Raw genomic sequence first — 22,061 nt, forward strand, 5'->3', positions numbered from 1 at the left:
GTGTTAGCACCGCCGAACGCCCGCGGGTTCCCTCCTTCCGCTGCGTTTCCGAGCCCTCAAGTGAACGCCCTCGCCCAAGCCCCTTCGCCTTCGCTTCCCAGTGCCGGCGTCATCTGGACCCGCACGCTGGAAGCCATCCGTCAGGAGGGGCTGCACTACGCCCTCACCTGGCTGGAGCGGATGCGCCCCATGGAGGTGCGCGAGAACGCCCTGGTCCTGGGCGTGCCGGACCGCTTCTTCCGCGACTGGGTGGATGACCACTACCGCTCCATGCTGGAGACGCACCTGGCCCGGCTGGAGCCATCCCTGGGCCGCGTCGCCTACGAGGTCGTCGTGGGCCCGCCGCCGTCGTCCGCGGACCTGCCGCCCACGCCCACCGTCAAGGTGAACTCGATGCGGCCCGCGCGGCTCAACCCGCGCTTCACCTTCGACACCTACGTCGTCGCGGACAGCAACCAGCTCCCCGCCGCCGCCGCGCAGGCCGTGGCCCACCGGCCGGGCCACAACTACAACCCGCTCTACATCTACGGCGGCACCGGTCTGGGCAAGACGCACCTGCTCCAGGCGGTGGGCAATCACATCTGGGAGAAGGACCCCACCCAGCGCATCGTCTACCTCTCCAGCGAGCAGTTCACGAACGAGTACGTGGAGAGCGTGCGCGAGCACCGCATGACGGACTTCCGCCGGAAGTTCCGCGAAGAGTGCGACGTGCTCCTCATCGACGACATCCAGTTCCTGGGCAAGCGCGAGGAGACGCAGAAGGAGTTCTTCTACACCTTCGAGACGCTCTTCGGCCTCAACAAGGCCATCGTGCTCACCAGCGACATGGTGCCCGCGGAAGTGCCCGGCATGGAGGACCGCCTGCGCAGCCGCTTCGCCATGGGCCTGATGGCGGACATCCGCGAGCCCACCTACGAAACGCGCGTCGCCATCCTCCAGAAGAAGGCGGAGCAGGAGGGCCTCAACCTGCCGGACCCCGTGGCGCACTTCATCGCGAAGCACGTGCAGAAGAACGTGCGCGAGCTGGAAGGCGCGCTCGTGAAGCTGTCCGCGATGCACAGCCTCACGAAGCAGCCGGTGACGGAGGAGTTCGCGTCCCAGGTGCTCCGCGACATCCTTCCCGCGCAGCGCACCGTGGACGTGGAGGCCATCCAGCGCGAGGTCGCCCGCTTCTACAAGGTGACGGTCGATGCGCTGAAGGAGGACCGGCGCCACAAGGCGCTCGCGCACGCGCGCCAGGTGGCCATGTACCTGAGCCGCAAGCTGACCAAGAGCTCCTTCCCGGAGATCGCCTCGCGCTTCAACAAGGACCACTCCACCGTCATCTCCGCCGTGCGCAAGGTCGAAGGCCTGCGCGAGACGGACGCGGCCGTGCACCGCGACCTGTCGGAGCTGGAGACGAAGCTCGGCGGCATGTAGCCCGCGTCAGGGCTGTGCCGGTTGTGACGGGGCGGACACCTCTTCCAGCGTCCTGCCGCTCTCCTGGTCGCTGAGTTCCGCCGAGACATCTCCCAGCGAGAGGATGCCCACCAGCCGCTTGGCCCGGTTCAACACCAGGATGCGGCGGATCTGCGAGGCCCTCATCTTCTGGGCCGCCTGGGTCAGGTCGTCATCGTCGTAGACGAACTCCACGCCCCGGGTCATCGCCTGGGCCACCTGGGTGCGCTCGGCGTCCAGCCCCTGCGCCACCGCGCGGATGACGATGTCCCGGTCCGTGACGATGCCCACCAGCTGGTCGCCGTCACACACGGGGATGGGGCCCACGTTCAGCAGGCGCATCTTCTCCGCGGCCATCCTCAGGGAATCAGACGGGCGGACGACCTCCACGTCGGATGTCATTACGTCACTCACTCGTTGCGTTGCCATGGCGTCTCTCCTGTGGGGTTCCTCCTCAGCGTGAGCACCGGCCTGTCCACTGGCATGAGCCGCCATCGCGCGCGTCTGTCCATTTCCCCAGGCCTCGGGCATGCTGGGGCTTCGCGAGTCCTTCGGGGCTCGCGCATCGGGACGCCCGGCCGGAGGCGCTCCCCCTCGTGCAGTGCTTCCGACATGCCCTCCATCCCCTGGTTGCGTGCTTCCGGCCTTGCTGTCGCCGTGCTGTGTCTGCCTGCCTGTGACAGCGGCTCGGACATCACCGAGCTGCGCTTCGGCATCAATCCGTCGATTTACACGCGTCCGCTGGCGGAGGAGTCCTCGCCATCCCGGCGGACGGCGATGGACGCCCCGCTCGCGGCGCCCACCTTCTCCTCGGATGACGGCCTCGTGTTCACGGTGGAGTCCGCCAACGCCACGCTGTTCGACGTGCGTCTGTATCTGCCGCCCGGGCGCGAGTGCTCGGACTACGAGGGCCAGCTGGATCCATTGGTCAGCTGCACCGACGCGGCGGACGGCAAGCCCGGGACGCTGAGCGTGCGGGAGCCCCTGGATGTGGATTGGATGAACGCCACCCTCCTTCCGGACTGGCCGCTCCGCATCCCCCAGGGGACCTATGGCTCCGTCGAGGCCCGCCTGGGCCAGAACACGCCCGCGCTCCCCAGCTTCAGCATGGCCGCGAGCTTCACCTGGAAGGACCAGCGCCATGTCCTGAAAGTGGCCTTCCCCTCCACCGCGGCCCTGCGCTTCGAAGCACGAGATCCCCTGGATATCCTCAGCGGGGGCGAAAGCGCGCTCGTGGTGGGCAGCCTGGATTTGACCACGTGGCTCGACTTCATCCCCGTGGAGGCCTGTCTGGAGTCGGGGGACCTGACCCTGGACGGCACCACGCTGCGCCTGGAGACAGGGAAGGGTGATTGCGCGGGCGCCGCCGAGCGGATGCAAGACCAGATCGAAACCAGCACCAGGCTGTTCCGCGCCTCCCACCGGTGAACCCATGCCCATGCCTTCCCGTTGGACGTGTCTGTCTTTGATGGCCCTGGGACTGTCCGGCTGCAACACCGGAACCCATACCCGGCTCGTCTTCTCGCTGAACTCGAACTCGCCAGGCGGGGCTTCCCTGGCGGTCCCGGCCTCCGGCGTCCGGGCCATGACGGATCCGGCCAGGCCTCCCGAATTCGGGTCCGGCGACGGCATGCGCTTCCAACTGCAGGACGCCAGCGTCCGGGTGACGGACATCCGTCTGGAATTGGCCGGGGGGCTCGGCTGCGACGACGTGCGCGAACAGCTCCCGGAGGGCACCGGGTGCGTGCAGCCCGAAGGTTCCCCGGCCACGGTCACGCTCGCGGGTCCGTTCAGCATCAACCTGGCATACGGGCAGGTCTCCCCCGGCGTGATGGAGCTCCCTCCCGGCACCTACCGGCGGATCGACTTCGTGTTGGGGGAGAACGGCTTCACGGCCCGGTGCCTCCACCTCGGGGATCGCTCCTGGGAAATGGACCTGGACCTGCCGGAAGGCACGGCCATGAGCTTCGAGGCCGCCTCTGACCTCAGGCTGCGGGAGGGCGGTTCCCTGCTTGTGATCTTCGACCAGGACCGCTGGCTGAAGGGGCCGCCGCTGTCCGCGTGCTACCAGAACGGGGACTGGCCCCATCCGGGCCCCAATCGGAGCCTGGACGAGGTGGGCGGCGCGTGCCAGGGCGCCGGGGACCAGGTGCGCGACGCCATCCGCACCCAGCTCAAGCTGCAGACCCGCTCCTTCTGAGCACCGCGGTCAGGTGTGGATCAGGCCGGACAGCAACGGCTCCAGGACGAGCCACCACAGCAGCGGGCTGGCCAGCCCCAGGACCAGGCCCGCGAGGGCCTGACCCCGGCGGCCGATGGGCGGCGTGGCCTCCGGGTCCACGCGCTGGAGCGCCACCGCGCCGCAAATCACCGCGAAGGGCGCGAGCAGCGGCATCAGCACCGAGCCAAAGCCATACCGCAGGGCCTGGTGCGCCATCGGGTTGTTGTAGCGCTGGTCCCACAGCGCCTTCAGCGCCCCGGGCGACACCGGCAGCCGGAAGAAGAGCTGGTTGCGCACGTCGCGGTGGATGCGCATCCCGGTGAGCAGGCCGGGGATGGCGCACACGAAGTAGAGGAAGCGCCCGTCCCGGTTCATGGCATCCGCCACCACGGCCATCACCAGCGGCGTCACCAGCATGGCGTGCCTCGCCCAGCGCTGGCCCAGGAAGAAGGCCACGCCCACCGGCACGGGCAACAGCAAGAGGAGCGTGAAGAGCGACTCCCGCTTCGCGCGCAGCCCCCACTGCGCCAGCGCGGCGGCGGTGGCCACGCAGAGCAGCAGCGTCACGCCCCCCACCACCCACGCCCACTCATCCCGCCTGCCCCAGTAGCGCTGGCGCAGGGTCTCCAGGTAGTTCACCTCCGGGCGCGCCGCGCAGGCCCGGCAGTACAGCCGGACGCCCAGGCCCGCCACGGACGTGGCGCAGTCCGCGCAGAAGAAGCTCCCGCAGCGGGAACACGTGCCGCCCGCGGGCAGGTCCGGGTGGACCGCGCAGCGGCCCTGCGAGGACAAGGGCACCTCCAGGCTCATGGCCGCAGTGTCGCACGGCGAGCAAGACCCGGCACCCCCAGGCCCACCCCGTCTCCTTCCGGCTTACAGGCCCTGGGGCGCGTGCTAAGCGCGCGACAGACCGTCCTGAACCGTGGAGGAACCTTGTCCCGATTGAAGGCCCTCGCCGCAGCGGCCCTGTTCGTGGGGCTTCCGGCGCTCGCGCAGACCCCCGAGGCGAAGCCGCTGGAGCCCGGCCGCGAAAACCTGGCCATCCCGTATGAGAAGTACACGCTGCCCAACGGCATGGAGGTCATCCTCTCCGTGGACCGCAAGCTGCCCGTGGTGGCCGTCAACGTCTGGTACCACGTGGGCGCCTACGACGAGCAGCCGGACCGCACCGGGTTCGCGCACCTCTTCGAGCACATGATGTTCCAGGGCTCCAAGCACGTGCCGGACGACGTGCACATCGGCCTGCTGGAGCAGGCGGGCGCCACGGACCTCAACGGCACCACCAGCTTCGACCGCACCAACTACTACGAGACCGTGCCCAGCAACCTGCTGGAGACGGCGCTGTGGTTGGAGAGCGACCGCATGGGCTTCCTGCTGGACTCTCTCACGGAGAAGAGCCTCCAGACGCAGAAGGAGGTCGTGAAGAACGAGCGCCGCCAGGGCGTGGAGACGGCGCCCTATGGCGAGGCGCAGGAGAAGGCGTGGCAGGCGCTGTTCCCCGCGCCGCACCCGTACTCCGGCAACGTGATCGGGTCCATGAAGGACCTGGACGCGGCCACGGTGGATGACGTGAAGGCGTTCTTCCGCAAGTGGTACGCGCCCGCCAACGCGACGCTCGCCATCGTGGGCGACTTCGACCCCGCGAAGGCCAAGGCGCTGGTGGAGAAGTACTTCGCCACGCTGCCCTCGGGGCCCAAGCCCCAGCGTCCGGACGTGAAGCCGGTGAAGGTCACGCGCGAGACGGTCATCCGCCACGACGAGAAGGTGGCCACGCTGCCCCTGCTCACCATGTCCTGGCTCACCGCCCCGTACCTGAAGCCCGGAGACGCGACGGCGGACGTGCTGGCCACCGCGCTGGGCACGGGCCGCGCGAGCCGCCTGTTCCGCCGGCTGGTGCTGGACAAGCAACTGGCGCAGACCGTGGAGGCCGTGCAGCAGAGCCAGGGTGCGCAGTCCGTCTTCTCCATCGAGGCGGTGGCCCGCCCCGGCGTCACCACGGACACGCTGAAGAAGGAGATCGACGCGGTGCTGGACGAGGTCCGCAAGAACGGCGTCACGCAGGAGGAGATCGTCCGCGCGCGCACCCGCTATGACACACGCCAGCTGGCCGGCCTCCAGGCCGTCGGCGGCTCCGGCAGCAAGTCCGACACGCTCCAGAGCTACAACCAGTTCGTGGGTGAGCCCAGCTACGTCGCGCAGGACCTGGCGCGCTACCAGGAGGTGACCCCCGACACGGTGAAGCAGTTCGCCAACGACGTGCTGCGCCCCGACGCGCGCGTCGTGCTCCACGCGGTGCCGTCCGCCGGCAAGGCCGCGCCGTCTTCCGCCCCGGGCAAGGAGGCCCGCTAGTCATGCACCGCCGAATCCTCACTGCCCTCCTCACGCTGTCCGTCGCCGGCTGTGCCACCACCAAGCCCGCGGAGACGCCGGCTGAAACGGCGCCGGCCGCGCAGCCGCAAGCCCAGACACCCGCTCCGGACGCGGAGGCGTTCCGCGAGCAGCAGCCCAAGCCCGGCAAGCCGCCGGAGCTGGTGCTGCCCACCTTCGAGCAGGCGAAGCTGGACAACGGCCTCACCGTCATCGTCAGCACGCGCAAGGAATTGCCGCTGGTGTTCGTGGGCATCGCCTTCGCCGCGGGCGTGTCGCAGGAGCCCGCCGCGAAGCTGGGCATCGCGGACCTGTCCTACCGCATGCTGTTGGAAGGCGCGGGCAAGCGCGACACGGTGGCGCTGGACAACGCGTTCGCGGACCTGGGCGTGTCGCCCGCGCTGTCGGTGGACCCGGACGGCGCCTTCGTGGGCGCGCGCGTGCTCACGACCAACGTGGACGCGGCGATGAGCCTGCTGTCGGACGTCGTCCTGCGGCCCACCTTCGACGCGAAGGCCTTCGAGCGCCGCAAGAAGCAGCAGCTGGGTGAGCTGGTGCGCCGCATGGGCGACCCGAACTTCCTGGCTCAGCAGGCCTACTACCAGGCCGTGTTCGGCGCGGACCACCCGTACGGCCACACGTCCGGCGGCACGCCGAAGACGGTGGAGTCGCTCACGCTGGCGGACGCGAAGAACTTCTACACGAAGAACACGGGCCCTCGCGCCGCCGCGCTCATCATGACGGGCGACGTGACGCTCCAGCAGGCGGTGGAGTGGGGGAAGAAGTACTTCGGCGGTTGGAAGGGCGGAGCCGTGGCGCCCAAGCCGCCGCCCGCGCCGCCCGCGCCGCCGCGTCAGCAGGTGCGCGTGGTGCCCAAGCCGGGCCTGGAGCAGACGGTGGTGCTGGTGGGCCGTCCCGGCCTCGCCGCGGGCCACCCGGACGAGTACCCGCTGGAGCTGGCCACCACGGTGTTCGGCGGCTTCTTCGGCAGCCGGCTCAACATGAACATCCGCGAGGACAAGGGCTACAGCTACGGCGCCAACGCGCACCTGGGCACGCGCCTGGGCGTGGGACCGCTCACCGCGTACGCGGCCGTGCGGCAGGACGTGACGGGTCCGGCGCTCAACGAGTTCATCAAGGAGCTGGCCGGCATCAAGTCCAACCCCATCACGGAGAAGGAGCTCGCCGCCGCGCGCGAGGGCCTCATCCGCGCGTTCCCGGGCGCCTTCGAGACGGTGGAGGGCCTGGGTGGCAGCGCCGCGCAGCTCTACTTCCACCGCCGGCCGATGGATGAGTTCAAGCGCACCGTGGAGGGGCTGGAGAACGCCAACGCCGCGGAGGTGCAGCGCGTGGCCGAGTCCTACCTGGATCCGGCCAACATGCAGGTGGTGCTCGTGGGCGACCCGCTGGTCATCCAGGAGCAGGTGACGCCGCTCAACCTGGGCAAGCTCACGCTGGCGGAGACGCCGGCGTCGGACGCTTCCAAGTAGGCGGGCGTTTCACTTCGAGGTTCTGAAGCCGGGGTCCCGACGTGGGTGTCGGGGCCCCGGTTTTTTCATTCCCGGGTGGGCTCGTTCTCTTCCTGGCGGGCTTCGGCCTTGAGGCGGCCGCGCTCCTCGCGCTCCTCGTCATCCACGTCGTCGAGGACGCTCTGGGGGTTGTTGCGGGGGCCGCCGACGGGGCCGTCGCTGTCGAGGGCGAACTTCTGCTCCTCGGTGGAGTGCTTGGCGTCGTCCGCGTACAGGGGCTTGGTGTCGTCCGCCTCCAGCCCCCGCTCCACGCGGTCCTTGGCGAAGCCAGGCTTGTGGGCGGTGTCGCTCTTCTTGCGGGTGGCCATGGGTTGCTCCGGAAGGTGGTGGGACAGCTCACACACGCTCAATGTCGGCAGCCCTGGCCATGAGCACCACGGTGGGGACCGTGGGGCAGGGGATTGGTTGCCTGCCCCCTGACCTCAGCGCGCGGAAGCGGCTAGGATGGGGACTCCATGGTCGGACGCAGCGGGAACAGCCAGCGGCACGAGGGGACGACGTCCTCCGTGGGCGCGCGCGTCCAGACCGTGCTGACCGAGACTTGCACTCGCACCGGCCTGACTCCTCGCGGAGCGCGGACCGCCTGACTTCCGAAGTGGACCTCCTGAAGGTCCCTCCTTCCGAACCCGGCCCCGCGCTCCTCCCGAGCGCGGGGCTTTTTCGTTGCCCCACCTGCCAGTCGCCAACCCCGAGGACCCGCATGACGCCGCTTCCGATGTGCCGCCCCAGCCACCGAGTCCCGCCGTTCCGGAAGGAGGCCGTGTCATGCGCGTGATGAAATTCGGTGGCACCAGTGTCGGAGATGCGGAACGGATGCGCGGCGTGGTGGCGCTGGTGGAGGAGGCGCGCAAGACCGAGCGGGTGATGGTGGTCGCTTCCGCGGTGTCGGGCATCACGAACCTCCTGGTGGAGGCGGCGAAGGTCGCGGAGGAGGGCGAGTCCGTGCAGGAGGCCTGCGCCCGGTTCGACGACACGCACTCCGCCATCGCGAAGGCGCTGAGCGTGGACCTGAAGCCCGCGCAGACGCGGCCTCTCGCTGAAGGGCTGGTGGCGCTGGGCGTCGAGCTGCGCGGGCTGTTGCAGGGCGTGGGGCTCCTGCGGGAGTGCTCGCCGTCGGTGCTGGCGCACCTGTCGGGGTTGGGGGAGCGGGCGTCGTGCCTGCTGCTCGCGGCGCTGATGGAGGCACGGGGATTGGCGCCCGTGAGCGTGGACCCGAGGCAGGTGCTGCTGTGCTCGGGGGATCCGCTCCAGGCGACGCCCCGGGCGGAGGAGATCCGCGCGCGGTTCGCGCCGCTGCGCGAGGACGGGCCGGGGCTGATGTTGATGCCGGGCTTCTTCGGTGGGGATGCGCGCGGCAAGACGATGTCGCTGGGGCGGGGAGGGTCGGACTACTCGGCGGCGCTGGCGGCGGCGGCGCTGGACGCGCGGCTGTTGGAGATCTGGACGGACGTGGACGGCATCTTCAGCGCGGACCCTCGGCTGGTGCCGGAGGCGTTCGCGCTGGAGGAGGTGAGCTTCGAGGAGGCGATGGAGCTGGCCTACTTCGGAGCGAAGGTGCTGCATCCAAAGACGATTGCCCCCGCGAGGGAGCGGGGCATCCCGGTGCGGGTGTGCAACAGCTTCCGGCCGGAGCACCCGGGCACGCGGGTGACGGCCACGGCGCCGGCTTCGCGGCACCCGGTGCGGGGGTTGTCGTTCCTGCCGGACATCGCGCTCATCAACATCGCGGGCGCGGGGTTGAAGGGTGTGCCGGGCACGGCCGCGCGCGTCTTCGAGGCGATGTCGCTGGCCTCCATCTCCGTGGTGCTGATCACGCAAGGCTCCAGCGAGTCCTCCATCAGCTTCTGCGTGGGGGAGGCGGAGGCCCGGCGGGCGGTGCTGGCACTGGAGGACGCGTTCGAGGTGGAGCGCGAGGCGGGGAAGGTAGACCCCATCGAGCACCAGCCGGGGCTCGCGGTGCTGAGCATCGTGGGAGACGGGATGCGGCACCGGGTGGGCGTGGCGGGGACGTTCTTCAGCGCGCTGGCGGACGTGGATTGCAGCATCGCGGCCATCGCGCAGGGGTCGAGTGAGCGCAGCATCTCCGCGGTGATTTCTCGCGAGGACGGTCCGCGAGCGATGGCCCACGTGCACCGCAAGGCCTTTGGCACCACGGAGGTGGTGGAGCTGCTGGTCGCGGGCGTAGGCACGGTGGGCGGAGAGCTGCTGCGGCAGATCCACCAGCAGGCGCCGAAGCTGCGGGCGCATGGATTGGATTTGCGGGTGTGTGCCATTGCCAATAGCAGACACAGCCTGGTGGCGCCGGAGGGCGTGGCGCTGGAGGGATGGAAGGCGCGGCTGGATGCGAGCGAGTCGGGTTTCACGCTGGACACGTTCCGGGCGTGGGCGAAGGCGAGGCGGCCGGGCCGGCCCATCTTCGTGGACTGCACGAGCAGCGAGGACGTGGCGCTGGGGTATCCGGCGTTGATGTCCTCCGGGCTGCATGTGGTGACGGCGAACAAGAAGGCCAACGCGGGGCGGCAGGAGCACTGGAAGGCGCTGCGGGAGACGGCGGTGCGGCACCAGCGCAGGTTCCTCTACGAGACGAACGTGGGGGCGGGGCTGCCGGTCATCGACACGTTGAAGAACATGCTGCGCACGGGAGACACGGTGCACCGGGTGGAGGGCATCCTGTCGGGTTCGCTGTCGTTCATCCTGGGGCTGACGGAGGCCGGGGTGCCGCTGTCGAAGGCCGTGGGCACGGCGATGGAGAAGGGCTTCACGGAGCCGGATCCGCGGGACGACCTGGAGGGCACGGACGTGGCGCGCAAGGTGCTCATCCTCGCGCGAGAGCTGGGGCGGTCGCTCGAGCTGGAGGAGGTGGCGCTGGCGTCGCTGTTGCCGGAGGAGTTCGACGCGAAGGGACCGCTGCCGGAGTTCCTGGCGCGGCTGCCGCAGGCGGACGAGATCTTCCAGAGGCGGGTGGACGCGCACCGGAAGGAAGGAAAGGTGCTGCGCTACGTGGGCAGCGTGGGACCGGAGGGCGTGCGCGTGGGCCTGGTGCCGGTGCCACTGGAGCATCCGCTGGCGGCGGTGAAGGGCGGCGAGAACGCGCTGAGCTTCCTGTCGGAGCGGTACAGCCCCACGCCACTGGTGATTCGAGGGTACGGCGCGGGCGCGGCGGTGACGGCGGCGGGAGTGCTCGCGGATGTGTTGCGATTGGTGGAGGGGCCGCTGCCCTGAGCGTTGGGCGGCGGCGTGCGCAGCCAGCACGCCGCTTTAATTTCGAAGGTCTTCGGCGGCTCGTGTGATCAGTATTTCCTGGAGCGTTCCAGGAAGGCGGACGAGGCCATGGTGCGTAAAGACGCGATAACCCGCGTTGGGCGCATAGCCTTCGGAGGAGATTCGTCCGGCTTCGATGGTGAAGGAGCCGATGATGTCCTCTGGAGGCACACGCTCCTGACCAGGAGGCAGCCGTTGATCCGAGATGACGAGCCACCCCCTGCCGAGACGTTGTGCCACGGCCTGGGCGGCTGGGTCGGCGGGCGCGCACTCCCGGACGACCTGGTGGAGAAGTGCCACGAAGGCTGGGTTCACCTCGAAGCCATCGGGCCCTCCGTGAGGGTCATGCAGCGTGCTCGCGATCGCGTGTATCGGGAGTCCTCCGGTCAGGACCCGCTCTGGAGGCAGCACGGAGATGACCCTCGAAGTCACCCGCTGCTCGTTGCTCTTCTTCCCGAATAGCGTCTTCCAGAAGCCCATGGGCTGACGTTACCACCGTGATTGGGATGCACTGTCAGGGGTATGAGTAGGCTTTCCTGCATGAGGAAAAGCCTGACGTTCTGTGCGCTGGCGCTGTGGTTGGGAGCGTGCGCGTCCAGCACGCCGCTCCAGCAGCGGTGGGACGAAGCCGAAGCAGAGTGCGGTGACGCGAGCAGCGACGCCTGCGTGACCCTCGTGTGCGGGGACACGGCCTGCGGCTTCTTCCGGTGTGAAGACGTGCACGGAGAGGTGGTGCTCGCACGCGGACTGCCACCCCGGCCGCCACCCGTAGCCGTGGCTCCCGCGCCAGGAAGCGGGCCCCGGCGCAACTGGGGCGGCAGCATGGGGCTGCCGGGCGATGCGGAGCCCGTGATGGTGTTCCCCTGGCACGGGAACCCCAAGCCCGTGCCTCCTCAGCGGCAGCTGCCAACGGGCAAGTTCGAGAAGCACCACATCTTCCCGCAGGAACGGCGCCTGGCTGAGTGGTTCAAGGAAAGAGGCATCGACATCCACCAGTACACGATCCCCATTCCCGTTCATGTCCACCGGCGCATCCACAGCAACGGCCCCAAGGGAGGCATGTGGAACGAAGCCTGGCGTGAGTTCCGAGAGACGAACGAAGCCGCCCAGGCTCAGGAGATCTTCAAACACGCCGGGGAACTCATCTACCGCTTCCAGCTTCTGGGCGGGCCCATCGAGAAGTACAACTGACCCTCCATGACCCGGTTTTTCCGCCTTCGCCACGACAAGACGGTCGATTTTCGCCGCAACGGCCTCGTCGATGCCACGCACAAATGGGGATTGCCGGGCCTGAAGAATTGTCCGGGATGTGGAGCCACCTGGGGCACCTCCGCTCAGTCCTATTCAGGGGTCGACCTGTCCGAACTGCCAGAACGGGCGGAGTTCGAAAAACCCCGCGCAGAGCCACTCCCCGAATTCATCCGTCTTCGTGAGTTGGTGCGTCCCCTGGTACCACCCAACATGCAACTTCCACCTGCCACCCACTTCGGCCCGCTGGTAGGCCGCGCTTCCGGTCAGTTCGAAGGCTTCGTCGGACTTGAGGATTGTCTGATCGTCTTGCGGCGCGACACGCTCGAAGCCCTCCAGGCCGCGGGCATCCGAGGACTTCTCGGCTGCAAGACGGAGCTGCACTTCCGTCAGAAGACACCCCCGGAAATCCTTGAGCTCCAACTCGAACTGCGCGGCCGGATGCACCGCGACTGCCTTCCTCCCGACCTGGAGCCGCCCTGTCCCACCTGTGGTCGCGTAGGCCTTCGCCTCCCGGAGGACCTCATCCTCGACGCGGCCTCGCTGCCCACGGACATCGACCTCTTCCGCCTGGGCGACTACGGCACCGTCCTCATCGGCACGGACCGCTTCAAGGACGCGGTGGAGCAGGGCGGTTGGACCGGTATCTCCTTCCGTGAGCTCCCGGTCCGCTGAAGCGCTCAGCCCACGGTGGGGAAGGGCGGTGGCTCCACCACCACCTCCATGGGCAGGTTCTCCTTCTCCGCGATCCACTTCACCCACAGCTTCGGGCGCGCGATCGTGTCCCGGTGCTTGGGCCGCTCCAGCCGGATGGACAGCCAGTTGCGGTCCCGCAGGTACAGCTCCTTGCCCACGGGCAACAGCTCCGTCTGCAGGAACCCTGGCAGGTCCTCCCTGGAATCCTCCGACATCGCCAGCATCCCCTTGAACGCGAGCCACCCCGGCGGCGGATGCACGATGGGCGAGGATGTCGCCTGTTCGATGAACACCTCGCCCACTGTTCCCAACGCGGGCACCAGGTGGTCCGGATTGCGTGAACGCACGCGCGCCCTCGCTCCCACGTGCACGTCCCCGGACAACACCGTCACCGCGCAGTAGGACTTCTTCGCCAGCGAGAACAGGTTCATCAACAACCGCGTGCGCTCGCCCCGGTGCACCGAGGACTCCCACTGGTCCAATAGGTCGTCGCGCAGCTCGATGCCCCCTCCGGTCATCCGCTCCATCGCTGGACCGAAGCGCAGGTGCACCAGGGGCACCGACGACACCACCAACACATGCCGCGCCTTCTTGCCGTTCTCCGGCCGCTGGCGGTGCTCCTCGCGCCATGCGTCGAAGGCATCCCACTGTGACCGGCTCATCACCGTGAACTCGGTCTGCGGGTGCGCGTCCCCGGTGTCCAATACCCGGCTGGTCCGGCCGCTCCTCAAGTCCAACAACACCACGTCCAGGTCGCAGTCCGCCGTGGAGAAACAGAACGTCTGGAAATAGTGCCGCGCGGGCTTCACCACGCCCCGGTCGTCCGGCTCGCGTGCCATCGCCGGCTGCTCCAAGAAGCCCCGCTGGAAGGCTTCGAATGCCCTCGCCGCCGCGCTGTAGAGCGCCCGGTACCAGGGCGCCTGCTGGAGGTCCTCGTGCGAACCCCACCCGTCGAAGATGTCGTGGTCGTCCCACATGAACAGGCCCGGCACCCGCCGCAGCACCGGCGCGATGCCCTGGTTCCCGCCCCACCGCTCCCGGTAGAGCCAGACGTATTCCGCGAACAGCTTCTCCGAGAGCCCGTCCGGCACCGGCAGCTTCAACCGCTCCGACCGGGGCAGCTTCATGAACGCGTTCAACACATCCAGCGTGTTGTGCAGCGAGTCCGCGTAGAGCTGATCGCCTCCCCCGAGCAGCAGTTGGAAGCCCGGCGTCTTCGCAGGATCCACCGGGTCGCCCTGATGCTGCTGGAGCATCCGCTCCCAGAGCGCGAAGGGCTGCGCCAGGTTGCTCCAATCACTCGCACGGCTGGCGCCGTTGCAGGAGAAGAACGCGATGTTCGGCGACACGCCCTTCGCGGGGACGACCACGTCGGACACCACCAGCGGCTCGGGCGGAATCACCTTCGTGGACCACGGCCGGTTGTCTCGCGGCGGGGGACGCTCGAAGGTCACCGGCTTGCCGGGCGTGTCGGGTGATTCGAAGTGATAGGACAACCGCTGGGCCACGTCCGTGCGCGGCAGGATGACCTCCCAGCGCCACACCACGCCCCGGGTGTCCTTGGGCAGGGCGGTGAGGTCCGCGGCGGGTTTCACCTCGTCGAAGACGGCGACCCGCTTGCCCTTCGCGTCCCGGAAACACAGCCTCAACGCCGGAGGCTTCCTCACCGACGTGCTGTCCAGGAACACGTTGACGAAGAAGCTCCACACGTCGTGGGACTTCGGGTCCGGCGTGGCCTGCGCCCGGGCGTACAGGATGGGTCCCAGCAAGAGCTTCATGGGGAAAGCCTTGCATGGACGCCCCGTCCCGTCGACGAAGGCACCCGGTTCACCCCTTCAGCGGCTGGTACGTGCCGAAGCTCCAGACATTCCCCTCGGGGTCCAGCGCGCTGAAGTCCCGCGAGCCGTAGTCCGTGTCGTGCAGCTCCATCGCGATGGCCGCGCCCGCTGCCTTCGCTCGCGCGTACAGCGCATCCGGGTCCGTCACCACCACGTAGATGCCCTGGTTCTTCAACGGCACGTCCTTCGACGCGGCCATCTTCAGCCGGCCACCCTCCGCGCCGCCGAACATCACGAGCCCGTGGCCCAGCGTCAGCTCCACGTGGGCGATGGCGCCGTCAGGCTTGCGGTAGACGACGCGCTCTTCACAGCCGAAGGCCTGCTTCAGGAAGCGCAGGGCGGACTCGGGGTCGGCGTAGTGGACGAAGGGATACAGGCTGGGCAGGGACATGGTGTGTCTTCCTTTCACCACGCATCCTGCCCATCCGCCCCCGGACCTTCTTGGACGGATTTTACCTACGCGCCGGATTCGAACCCGCCCGCGTCCGGCAGCGCCCTGCGCAAGAGGGCGGACGGCGGCCCGCCGGTGAACTGGCGGAAGTCCCGGTTCAGGTGCGCCTGGTCGAAGTAGCCCAGCTCCAGTGCCAGCTCCGCCCAGCGCACCGGGCCTCCGGACTTGATCCGCTCCACCGCCCGGTCGAAGCGCAACAGACGCGCGAGCCTGCGCGGAGGCAGCCCCACCTGTTCGTGGAACTGGTGGATGAGGTGCTTGTGGCTGTGGCCCAGCTCGCTCGCCAGCGTGGCGATGTCCACCTGGCCTCCCGTCCGCTGGATGCGCTCCACCGCCCACTTCACGCCCGCATCCACCGCCGGACCTCGCTCCGCGCGCTTGAGCAGGAACGCGTCCGCGAGGGCGAAGCGCGCCGCCCAGTCCCGCGCCTCCGCCAGGGACTCCACCAGCCGCCGCGCCTCGCCGCCCCACAGGTCCTCCAGGCCCGTCACCCGGTGGGCCAGCTCATGCATGGGCAGACCGAAGAGGCGCCTTGCTCCCAGCGGCGTGAGGTTCACCTGGAGCCCGTGGGACTCGCCGTTGTGCTCGGTGGTGCTCCAGCGCTCGTCCAGGTCCGCGACGAAGCCGGAGCGATGCCGCGTCACCCCGCCCGCGTCGTCCAGGTGCTTCAGCAGCGGACCGAACTCCAGGATGAGCACCACCTGCACCCCGGGCAGCTCCTGCCGGCGCATGGGCTGGGGCATGGCCTCGCGAAAGCCGCAGTAGTCCCGGATGAGCGGCGCCAGCGCCGGGGGCGGCGTGGCCAGCGCCATCTCCCAGCCGCCCCGCTCGGACGCGTGGCGCACCACGCGGATGCGATGCATGCCGCGAGGTTACTTCGAAACCTTCCGCAGGAAGTCCAGCAGGGCCGAGTGCCACTTCTCCGGCGACTCGAAGTGGGGGATGTGGCCCACGTTCGGAAGCTCCACCAGCGTGGCGCCCGGGATGGCCGCGGCGGTCTTCTTCCCCAGCGCCGGGTACTGCCCCAGCTTCGGCAACAGCGCGGGCGGCACGCTGCCCTTGCCCACCACCGTGCGGTCCTCCTGACCAATCACCACCAGCGTGGGGACCTTCACGAACGGGAACTCGTGCACCACCGGCTGCTCGTAGATCATCGTCTGCGTGGCGGCGGAGACCCAGGCCAGGCGCGGGTACTCACCGCTCAGCGTCTGGCGGTAGAGGACCTGGACGTATTCGTCGTACTCGGGCTTCCACTTCACGTAGTAGCCGCGCTGGTACTTGCGCAGTCCCTCCTCCGTGGCCTTCAGGTTCTCCTGGTAGAGGTCCTCGGTGGACTTCCAGGGGACGGACTCGCGGTAGTCCTCCAGGCCGATGGGGTTCTCCAGCACCAGCTGCGTCGTCACCTCCGGGTACATCAGCGCGAAGCGCGTCGCGAGCATGCCGCCCATGCTGTGGCCCACCACCACGGCCTGCTTCACGCCCACCGTGTCCAGCACCTGCTTCGTCAGCGACGCGAGCGTGTGGAAGCTGTACGCGATGGCCGGCTTGGACGACTTGCCGAAGCCGATCTGATCCGGCACCACGACGCGGTAGCCCGCGGCGGTGAGGGCGCGGATCGTGTCCTTCCAGTACGCGCCGAAGAAGTTCTTCCCGTGCAGCAGCACCACCGTGCGCCCGTTGGCGTTGCCCGTGGGCTTCACGTCCATGTACGCCATGCGCAGGTCCTGGCCCTCCAGCTTGACGGGCAGGAACTGCACGGGCGCGGGGTAGGGGTAGCCCTCCATGCCCAGGCCCAGCGCCTCCGGGGCGCGTTTGGATTCCTGCGCGTTCGCGGCGGGCGCGGAGAGCAGCAGGGCGGACAGGAGCAGGGCGGGGACGCGGACGGACGACATGGGGCTCCTTCGGCAACGGGACGCGAGGGAACGGCAGTCTGGCCGCGACATTCCCCCGCGTCGCGGATTTCAGAACGCCCCGCCCTCCCGAAGGTTGATTCCGTACTCCAGGTAGCCCTTGAGGCAGAGCATCATGTGCATCCAGCCACCCGCGTTACCGTAGGACGCCGCGATGCCCTTCTCATCCGGCCTCCAGCCGGACTCGCTGATCTTCACCATCGTGTTGCTTGCGTCCAACGGCACGAAGTTCATCTCCACGCGCGTGTTGTAGCCGTCCTCCGAGGGCCACTCGAAGACGATGCGCTCGTTGGGAGTCACCTCGCGCGCGATGACGTCGAACTCGCCCGGCGCCTCCGCGAAGCTCCACTTCACCGTGGTGCCCGCCGCCAGCGGACCGCTGCTCGTCTTCACGAAGTAGCCGCTCAGCTTCGCGGGGTTCACCACCGCCTCGAACACCTGCGCCACCGGCTTGCGGATCTTCAACTGCACCTGGAACTTCGGCTCCATGGGGCACCCCTGGGCGTGAACTGGTCCTGCCCGCAAATAGGTTATAGAAATATAACATGTCAAGGAGTGACGACCGGGACGACCTCATCTTCAAGGCGCTGGCGGACTCGCGCCGCCGGGCCATCCTGGACCTGTTGAAGGACGCGCCCCGGACCACCGGGGAGCTGTGCGAGCACTTCGAAAAGACCCTGGACCGCTGCACCGTGATGCAGCACCTCAAGGTCCTGGAGAAGGCGGAGCTGGTGCTGTCCCACAAGGAGGGACGCACGCGGTGGAACCACCTCAACGCGGCGCCCATCCAGGACATCCACGCTCGGTGGATCAGCTCCTACGCGACCCACGCGGTGAAGCTGCTGACGAAGCTGAAGCGGGACCTGGAGGAGGACGACTGACGGCGCGCGCGCTCAGTGCGCGCTGTCGGAGAACGGCTGGACGTCGGCCTGGGCCGGGGCCAGGGGCTCGTTCTCGAAGCGCGCGGGCTTGAGCAGGCGCGTGGTGAGCACCAGCGCGAGGAAGATGGCGCTGCTCCCGATGGTCACGAAGCGCAGGTGCATGCGGTCCGCGAGCGCACCCTGGAACCAGACGCCCAGCGAATAGCCCGCGCCCAGCACCATGCTGTAGAGGCTGCCCATGCGCGCCTGGAGCTCGCGCGGCACGCGGCCCTGGCAGGACGCGCTCAGGCTGCTCATCAGGATGAGGTAGTTGGCGCCGAGGAAGAAGATGCACACCGCCGCCACTTGCAGCGTGGGCGCCAACCAGTACACGCCCGCCAGCACCGCGATGGTCGTGGCCGAGTAGCCGCGCAGCTTGCGCTGCCCGAAGAGCTCCGCGAGCGTGCCCACGCACAGCGCCGCCGTCACCGCGCCCGCGCCCTGGCACGTCACCAGCAACGACGTGGCCGCCGCGCCCTGGCCCAGCTCGCGGATGGCGAACACCGGCACCAGGCCGATGAAGGGCGCCACCAGCGCGGCCACGAAGAAGGTGGCCACCAGCACCAGCGAGATGTCCTCGTCATCGCGCGCCACGGTGATGCCGCGGCGGATGCCATCCCAGAGGGGCTCGCGCTTCACGGAAGCGTCGCGCGCGGGCGGCACCACGCGCCACAGCGCCACCAGCACCGCGAAGAAGGACAGCGTGTTCGCGAGCAGCGCCCACGCGGGCCGCCCGCCTGCAACACCACCGCGGCCAGCGTGGGCCCCATGATGCGGCCCAGGTTGAACTGCGCGGAGTTGAGGCTGGTGGACAGGTGCAGGTCTTCCGGCGGCACCAGCTCCGCCAGCAGCGCGGAGAAGGCCGGATAGGTGAGCGTGCTCACGCATCCGTTGAGGAACGAGATGACGCCGATGGTGGACACCGTCAGCTGCCCGCGGAACGCCAGCACCGTCAGCACTGCCGCGAGCACTGCCTGGAGCAGCGCGCCCAGCCCCGCGTACGCGCGCCGGTCGAAGCGGTCCGCCAGCGCGCCGCCCACCGGCGCCAGCACCACCGCGGGTAGGAAGGACAGCGCGACGATGGCGCCCGTCCACTCCGCGCGGCCGGTGGTCTGCGTGACGTACACGCCCATCGCCACCGTCTCCATCCAGGTGCCGATGTTGGAGATGAGCGCGCCCAGCCACACGGCGAAGTAGCCGGGGTATTCGAAGGGGCGCAGCGAAGTCAGTCGTGGGAGTCGATGGGCAGGCACGTCGATGGCTGTCTTAGCGCACGTCGCCCACGCATGCCTTGCACGGCGCGGCACGCTTGGAGGCGCAATGAAGCGCACGGCAGCCGAGGCAGCAGCCCGGCTTCAACGAAGCGCGCATTCCCCGAGGGTGATGCGCGATGCGTGACATACAAAACACCCACGGAGGCCGTGGCGTCCGTGGGTGCGGGTGCGGCGTTGTCGTGAAGGCTCGGCGCTACGGCGCGGTGCTGGAGGCGGTGACCGGCGACTTGCGCGGAGAGAGGCGGCCGTCGTCGGCGATGCGGGCGCCCGTGTCGGGGAAGTCCTCGGTGGTGAGCTTGCGCACCAGTGAGACGACGTTGGCGGCCGGGTCCGGCTGGGTGATGCCTTCGCCAATCTGCTTCGTCGGCAGGATGCGGCCGTTGGAGAAGCCGCCACGGCCATCCAGCTCCACCTCCAGGATCATGCCCAGGCCCTGCGGGCCCTTGAGGTTGAAGCGGCCGTAGGTGGCGAAGTTGCCCATGGAGTAGGCGATGAGGCGGCCCTGGTAGAACTCCATGGCGCGCGCGACGTGCGGGCCGTGGCCGAGCACCAGGTGCGCGCCCGCGTCCACCACCGCGTGGGTGAAGACGCGCAGGTCGCCGCGGTCCTCGCCGAAGAACATCTCCTTGCCGGCCGGGACGTGCAGGGCCTTGCCGCCCTCGGCGCCGCCGTGGAAGGAGACGATGACGATGTCGTGCGTGGCGGCGGTCTGCTTCACCAGCGCGGTGGCGGTGGGCAGGTTGTTGAGGTGGTTGCAGCCCGCGGACGTGTGGAAGGCCACGAGTCCAATCTTCAGGCCGTTGCGCTCCACGGTGGCCACGCTGCCCGGCGGACCGCTCCAGGCGATGCCCAGCGCGTCCAGGGTGGACTCGGTGGCGCGGCGGCACTCCTCGCCGAAGTCACCGGAGTGGTTGTTCGCGGTGGAGACCACGTCCACGCCGGCCTCCTTCAGGTAGTCACCGAAGGACGTGGGGGAACGGAACGCGTAGCAGTTCGCGGGCGAGCGGCACTTGGTGGTCTTGCCGGTGTCGCAGAGCGGCCCTTCGAGGTTCACGAAGGTGAGGTCCGCGTCCTCCAGCAGGGGGCGCACGGCCGCGATGACGCTGCCGCCGCCCTCGGGGGGAAGGTAGCCCTCCGGCACGGTGGTGCCGAGCATCAGGTCACCGGCGGCGCGGATGCGCAGCTTCGCGCCCGGCGGCGGGGGAGGGCGGGGCGTGCCGTCCACCGGCTGCGCGAGCTTCGCCTGGAGCGCGGCCTGGTTGCGGGCCTGCGTGAGCGCGCCCTCCAGGTCCGGCTGGTTGGGATTGAGCGCGCGCACCTGCGTCCACTGCGTGAGGGAGTCCGCCCAGCGGCCTTCCACCGAGTAGGCCCAGCCGAGCTCCCAGCGGCAGTCAGCGCGGGACGGCGCGGCCTGCACGCACGCGGACAGCTCCGCGATGGCGGTGCGCGAGTCCTTGGACTGGAGGGCGGCGACGCCCCGGGCGTAGTGCTCGTCCGGGTTGCCCACGGCGGCGAGGCCGGACGCGCCGGCCTTGCCGTGCATCGCGAGGCCCGCGGCGCGCAGGGCACCAATGCTGGCCTCCACGGCGATGCGGCCCGCTTCGGAGAGGGATTCTGTCTGGCTTTGCGCAGCGCCCGTGGCTGGGACCGTGTTCGACTCGGGGGGCGGCGTGGGAATGGACTCCGCGACGCCCGCGGGCATCCGCACCGCGACGGGCGCGGCGGAGTCGCTGGAGGCCGAGCCATCCGCGAAGGTCACACCGCCGGACGCGCCCCGGGACGCGAAGCTCGCGGTGCTCGCGATAGCGGACCGGTTCCGCGTGGCGGCCGTCACGGACGCAAGGCCCGCCGCATCCAGCCGCTGCATGCCGCTCGGCTCTCCCATCGCGCCGCGCACGGACGCAAGGCCCGCCGCATCCAGCCGCTGCATGCCGCTCGGCTCTCCCATCGCGCCGCGCACGGACGCCAGGCCCGCCGCATCCAGCCGCTGCATGCCGCGCGGCTCTCCCATCGCGTCGCGCACGGACGCAAGGCCCGCCGCATCCAGTTGCCGCGTGCCACTCGACGTCCCCATCGCTCCCCGCACGGACGCGAGGCCCGCGGCTTCGAGCCGGCCGGTGCTCGCGTCCCGGATGACGGAGCGCACGGAGGCCATGCCCGCTGCGGTGAGGCGCGCGGTGCTGGAGGACTCGGCTGTGGAGAAGTTGGGGACAGACGCGGCGGGCGCGGCGAGCGCCAGCATCAGCAGGAGGGACGGGGGGGCCATGGCCCGCGCATCTTACGGGATGAAGCGGGGGCGGGGGCGCCACCGGCAGGCCCGGTTCGCTGGCAGCCGGGCAGGCGACACCCCCACACCCCTCGAAGCCCCTGGCCCCTGCTACCCGAGCGCGTCGAGCAGCACCGAGCCCCGGCGCTGACGCGGCAGCAGCCGGAAGTGCTTCAGCTCCCGGCGCTTCACCCGCCGCTCCAGCGCGCTGTGCAGGGACAACCGCCCCGGCCCGCGCATCAGCGTCCCGAGCGCGATGGCGATGAGCGCCACGTTGAACTCGTAGCCGCCCTTGGTCATGTCGAAGCCGTTCTTCCCATGCACCTTCGCGATGGCCATCGCCTGCGTGACGATGACCCCCAGCGCCGTGAAGCGCGTCGCGATGCCCAGGATGGAGCTCACCCCGGCCGCCAGCTCCGTGATGCCCGTGGCCAGCAGCCACACCTTGCCGGGCTTGATGCCCAGTTGCTCGAACATGCCCGCTTGCTGCTCCATGCCCTCCTTCTTCAGCTTCGCCAGGCCGTGATGAATCATCGTCGCGCCCAGCGACAGGCGCGGGGGCAGCAACGCGGCCGACTTCAGCAGCGACGGTTGTTCGTTGAGCAGGGTCACGTTCATGGAGCTCTCCTCGTCGGGACGCGGA

Annotated in this window: 20 protein-coding genes and 1 pseudogene; 9 read left to right on the forward strand and 12 right to left on the reverse strand. The window is 69.4% G+C overall.

Annotated features, from left to right (window positions below; translation table 11 throughout):
* Nucleotides 1–60: 60 nt before the first annotated feature.
* On the forward strand, nucleotides 61–1,419 hold the full coding sequence (dnaA, locus tag ACX114_RS00005; RefSeq protein WP_459293441.1) for a chromosomal replication initiator protein DnaA: 1,359 nt from the start codon (nucleotides 61–63) through the stop codon (nucleotides 1,417–1,419).
* Between the two features lie 6 nt (nucleotides 1,420–1,425).
* Here the strand turns inward: dnaA and ACX114_RS00010 are convergent, their stop codons facing one another.
* Nucleotides 1,426–1,866, reverse strand: a complete 441-nt coding sequence (locus tag ACX114_RS00010) for a CBS domain-containing protein (protein WP_014392860.1) — start codon at nucleotides 1,864–1,866, stop codon at nucleotides 1,426–1,428.
* Between the two features lie 183 nt (nucleotides 1,867–2,049).
* On the opposite strand from ACX114_RS00010, the gene ACX114_RS00015 reads away from it, so the two are divergent.
* Nucleotides 2,050–2,865 carry a hypothetical protein gene (locus ACX114_RS00015; RefSeq protein WP_459293443.1) on the forward strand — a complete coding sequence of 272 codons (816 nt, stop codon included), beginning with the start codon at nucleotides 2,050–2,052 and terminating at the stop codon, nucleotides 2,863–2,865.
* Nucleotides 2,866–2,905: 40 nt separating this feature from the next.
* On the forward strand, nucleotides 2,906–3,637 hold the full coding sequence (locus ACX114_RS00020; protein WP_459293445.1) for a hypothetical protein: 732 nt from the start codon (nucleotides 2,906–2,908) through the stop codon (nucleotides 3,635–3,637).
* Between the two features lie 9 nt (nucleotides 3,638–3,646).
* On the opposite strand, the gene ACX114_RS00025 is transcribed toward ACX114_RS00020, so the two are convergent.
* Nucleotides 3,647–4,456: a hypothetical protein gene (locus tag ACX114_RS00025; protein ID WP_459300409.1), complete on the reverse strand. Its 810-nt coding sequence runs from the start codon at nucleotides 4,454–4,456 to the stop codon at nucleotides 3,647–3,649.
* A gap of 144 nt (nucleotides 4,457–4,600) precedes the next feature.
* Here ACX114_RS00025 and ACX114_RS00030 point away from each other — a divergent pair, with 144 nt between their 5' ends.
* Nucleotides 4,601–6,007 carry a M16 family metallopeptidase gene (locus ACX114_RS00030; RefSeq protein ID WP_459300411.1) on the forward strand — a complete coding sequence of 469 codons (1,407 nt, stop codon included), beginning with the start codon at nucleotides 4,601–4,603 and terminating at the stop codon, nucleotides 6,005–6,007.
* Nucleotides 6,008–6,009: 2 nt separating this feature from the next.
* Nucleotides 6,010–7,515, forward strand: a complete 1,506-nt coding sequence (locus ACX114_RS00035) for a M16 family metallopeptidase (RefSeq protein ID WP_459293447.1) — start codon at nucleotides 6,010–6,012, stop codon at nucleotides 7,513–7,515.
* A gap of 65 nt (nucleotides 7,516–7,580) precedes the next feature.
* Here ACX114_RS00035 and ACX114_RS00040 read toward each other — a convergent pair whose 3' ends face one another.
* Nucleotides 7,581–7,862, reverse strand: a complete 282-nt coding sequence (locus tag ACX114_RS00040; protein ID WP_120589462.1) for a hypothetical protein — start codon at nucleotides 7,860–7,862, stop codon at nucleotides 7,581–7,583.
* 457 nt (nucleotides 7,863–8,319) lie between these two features.
* On the opposite strand from ACX114_RS00040, the gene thrA reads away from it, so the two are divergent.
* Nucleotides 8,320–10,776 carry a bifunctional aspartate kinase/homoserine dehydrogenase I gene (gene thrA / locus ACX114_RS00045; RefSeq protein ID WP_459293450.1) on the forward strand — a complete coding sequence of 819 codons (2,457 nt, stop codon included), beginning with the start codon at nucleotides 8,320–8,322 and terminating at the stop codon, nucleotides 10,774–10,776.
* A 36-nt stretch (nucleotides 10,777–10,812) separates the two neighbouring features.
* Here thrA and ACX114_RS00050 read toward each other — a convergent pair whose 3' ends face one another.
* The gene (locus ACX114_RS00050; RefSeq protein ID WP_459293452.1) at nucleotides 10,813–11,295 is read right to left on the reverse strand and encodes a hypothetical protein; all 483 of its coding nucleotides are present in this window, start codon (nucleotides 11,293–11,295) and stop codon (nucleotides 10,813–10,815) included.
* Nucleotides 11,296–11,355: 60 nt separating this feature from the next.
* Here ACX114_RS00050 and sitA6 point away from each other — a divergent pair, with 60 nt between their 5' ends.
* Both sitA6 and sitI6 read left to right on the forward strand, forming a co-directional pair.
* Nucleotides 11,356–12,006, forward strand: coding sequence for a SitA6 family polymorphic toxin lipoprotein (gene sitA6 / locus ACX114_RS00055; RefSeq protein ID WP_459293454.1), 651 nt, complete (start codon nucleotides 11,356–11,358; stop codon nucleotides 12,004–12,006).
* Between the two features lie 6 nt (nucleotides 12,007–12,012).
* Nucleotides 12,013–12,738, forward strand: coding sequence for a SitI6 family double-CXXCG motif immunity protein (sitI6, locus tag ACX114_RS00060; RefSeq protein ID WP_459293456.1), 726 nt, complete (start codon nucleotides 12,013–12,015; stop codon nucleotides 12,736–12,738).
* A gap of 5 nt (nucleotides 12,739–12,743) precedes the next feature.
* Here the strand turns inward: sitI6 and ACX114_RS00065 are convergent, their stop codons facing one another.
* The 5 genes from ACX114_RS00065 to ACX114_RS00085 all read right to left on the reverse strand — a co-directional run bounded on the left by ACX114_RS00065 (nucleotide 12,744) and on the right by ACX114_RS00085 (nucleotide 17,447).
* Nucleotides 12,744–14,537 (reverse strand): alkaline phosphatase D family protein, encoded by a 1,794-nt coding sequence (locus ACX114_RS00065; RefSeq protein WP_459293458.1) that lies wholly within the window; start codon nucleotides 14,535–14,537, stop codon nucleotides 12,744–12,746.
* Between the two features lie 49 nt (nucleotides 14,538–14,586).
* Nucleotides 14,587–14,988 carry a VOC family protein gene (locus ACX114_RS00070; protein ID WP_459293460.1) on the reverse strand — a complete coding sequence of 134 codons (402 nt, stop codon included), beginning with the start codon at nucleotides 14,986–14,988 and terminating at the stop codon, nucleotides 14,587–14,589.
* 65 nt (nucleotides 14,989–15,053) lie between these two features.
* Nucleotides 15,054–15,911 carry a helix-turn-helix domain-containing protein gene (locus ACX114_RS00075; RefSeq protein ID WP_459293462.1) on the reverse strand — a complete coding sequence of 286 codons (858 nt, stop codon included), beginning with the start codon at nucleotides 15,909–15,911 and terminating at the stop codon, nucleotides 15,054–15,056.
* Nucleotides 15,912–15,920: 9 nt separating this feature from the next.
* Nucleotides 15,921–16,940 carry an alpha/beta fold hydrolase gene (locus ACX114_RS00080; RefSeq protein ID WP_459293464.1) on the reverse strand — a complete coding sequence of 340 codons (1,020 nt, stop codon included), beginning with the start codon at nucleotides 16,938–16,940 and terminating at the stop codon, nucleotides 15,921–15,923.
* Nucleotides 16,941–17,009: 69 nt separating this feature from the next.
* Nucleotides 17,010–17,447 carry an SRPBCC domain-containing protein gene (locus ACX114_RS00085; RefSeq protein ID WP_459293466.1) on the reverse strand — a complete coding sequence of 146 codons (438 nt, stop codon included), beginning with the start codon at nucleotides 17,445–17,447 and terminating at the stop codon, nucleotides 17,010–17,012.
* Nucleotides 17,448–17,503: 56 nt separating this feature from the next.
* Between ACX114_RS00085 and ACX114_RS00090 the strand changes: the two genes are divergently transcribed.
* Complete coding sequence (locus ACX114_RS00090) at nucleotides 17,504–17,839, forward strand: ArsR/SmtB family transcription factor (RefSeq protein ID WP_459293468.1); 336 nt, start codon at nucleotides 17,504–17,506, stop codon at nucleotides 17,837–17,839.
* 12 nt (nucleotides 17,840–17,851) lie between these two features.
* On the opposite strand, the pseudogene ACX114_RS00095 reads toward ACX114_RS00090, so the two are convergent.
* The 3 genes and pseudogenes from ACX114_RS00095 to ACX114_RS00105 all read right to left on the reverse strand — a co-directional run bounded on the left by ACX114_RS00095 (nucleotide 17,852) and on the right by ACX114_RS00105 (nucleotide 22,036).
* A pseudogene (locus ACX114_RS00095) lies at nucleotides 17,852–19,131 on the reverse strand (MFS transporter).
* Nucleotides 19,132–19,345: 214 nt separating this feature from the next.
* Complete coding sequence (locus tag ACX114_RS00100; RefSeq protein WP_459293470.1) at nucleotides 19,346–21,418, reverse strand: CapA family protein; 2,073 nt, start codon at nucleotides 21,416–21,418, stop codon at nucleotides 19,346–19,348.
* Between the two features lie 111 nt (nucleotides 21,419–21,529).
* Entirely contained in the window at nucleotides 21,530–22,036 is a 507-nt protein-coding gene (locus ACX114_RS00105; protein ID WP_459293472.1) for a DoxX family protein, read from the reverse strand.
* Nucleotides 22,037–22,061 lie beyond the last annotated feature (25 nt).

This window comes from Corallococcus sp. M7, from assembly GCF_054512695.1.

Bases quoted from the DNA above. Each gene is read 5' to 3' on its own strand.
- ACX114_RS00085 (WP_459293466.1), bottom strand. From the start codon at position 17,447: ATGGAGCCGAAGTTCCAGGTGCAGTTGAAGATCCGCAAGCCGGTGGCG.
- ACX114_RS00070 (WP_459293460.1), bottom strand. From the start codon at position 14,988: ATGTCCCTGCCCAGCCTGTATCCCTTCGTCCACTACGCCGACCCCGAG.
- ACX114_RS00035 (WP_459293447.1), top strand. From the start codon at position 6,010: ATGCACCGCCGAATCCTCACTGCCCTCCTCACGCTGTCCGTCGCCGGC.
- thrA (WP_459293450.1), top strand. From the start codon at position 8,320: ATGCGCGTGATGAAATTCGGTGGCACCAGTGTCGGAGATGCGGAACGG.
- sitI6 (WP_459293456.1), top strand. From the start codon at position 12,013: ATGACCCGGTTTTTCCGCCTTCGCCACGACAAGACGGTCGATTTTCGC.
- ACX114_RS00015 (WP_459293443.1), top strand. From the start codon at position 2,050: ATGCCCTCCATCCCCTGGTTGCGTGCTTCCGGCCTTGCTGTCGCCGTG.
- ACX114_RS00065 (WP_459293458.1), bottom strand. From the start codon at position 14,537: ATGAAGCTCTTGCTGGGACCCATCCTGTACGCCCGGGCGCAGGCCACG.
- ACX114_RS00050 (WP_459293452.1), bottom strand. From the start codon at position 11,295: ATGGGCTTCTGGAAGACGCTATTCGGGAAGAAGAGCAACGAGCAGCGG.
- ACX114_RS00075 (WP_459293462.1), bottom strand. From the start codon at position 15,911: ATGCATCGCATCCGCGTGGTGCGCCACGCGTCCGAGCGGGGCGGCTGG.
- ACX114_RS00090 (WP_459293468.1), top strand. From the start codon at position 17,504: ATGTCAAGGAGTGACGACCGGGACGACCTCATCTTCAAGGCGCTGGCG.
- ACX114_RS00020 (WP_459293445.1), top strand. From the start codon at position 2,906: ATGGCCCTGGGACTGTCCGGCTGCAACACCGGAACCCATACCCGGCTC.
- ACX114_RS00100 (WP_459293470.1), bottom strand. From the start codon at position 21,418: ATGGCCCCCCCGTCCCTCCTGCTGATGCTGGCGCTCGCCGCGCCCGCC.
- ACX114_RS00105 (WP_459293472.1), bottom strand. From the start codon at position 22,036: ATGAACGTGACCCTGCTCAACGAACAACCGTCGCTGCTGAAGTCGGCC.
- ACX114_RS00010 (WP_014392860.1), bottom strand. From the start codon at position 1,866: ATGGCAACGCAACGAGTGAGTGACGTAATGACATCCGACGTGGAGGTC.
- sitA6 (WP_459293454.1), top strand. From the start codon at position 11,356: ATGAGGAAAAGCCTGACGTTCTGTGCGCTGGCGCTGTGGTTGGGAGCG.
- ACX114_RS00080 (WP_459293464.1), bottom strand. From the start codon at position 16,940: ATGTCGTCCGTCCGCGTCCCCGCCCTGCTCCTGTCCGCCCTGCTGCTC.
- ACX114_RS00040 (WP_120589462.1), bottom strand. From the start codon at position 7,862: ATGGCCACCCGCAAGAAGAGCGACACCGCCCACAAGCCTGGCTTCGCC.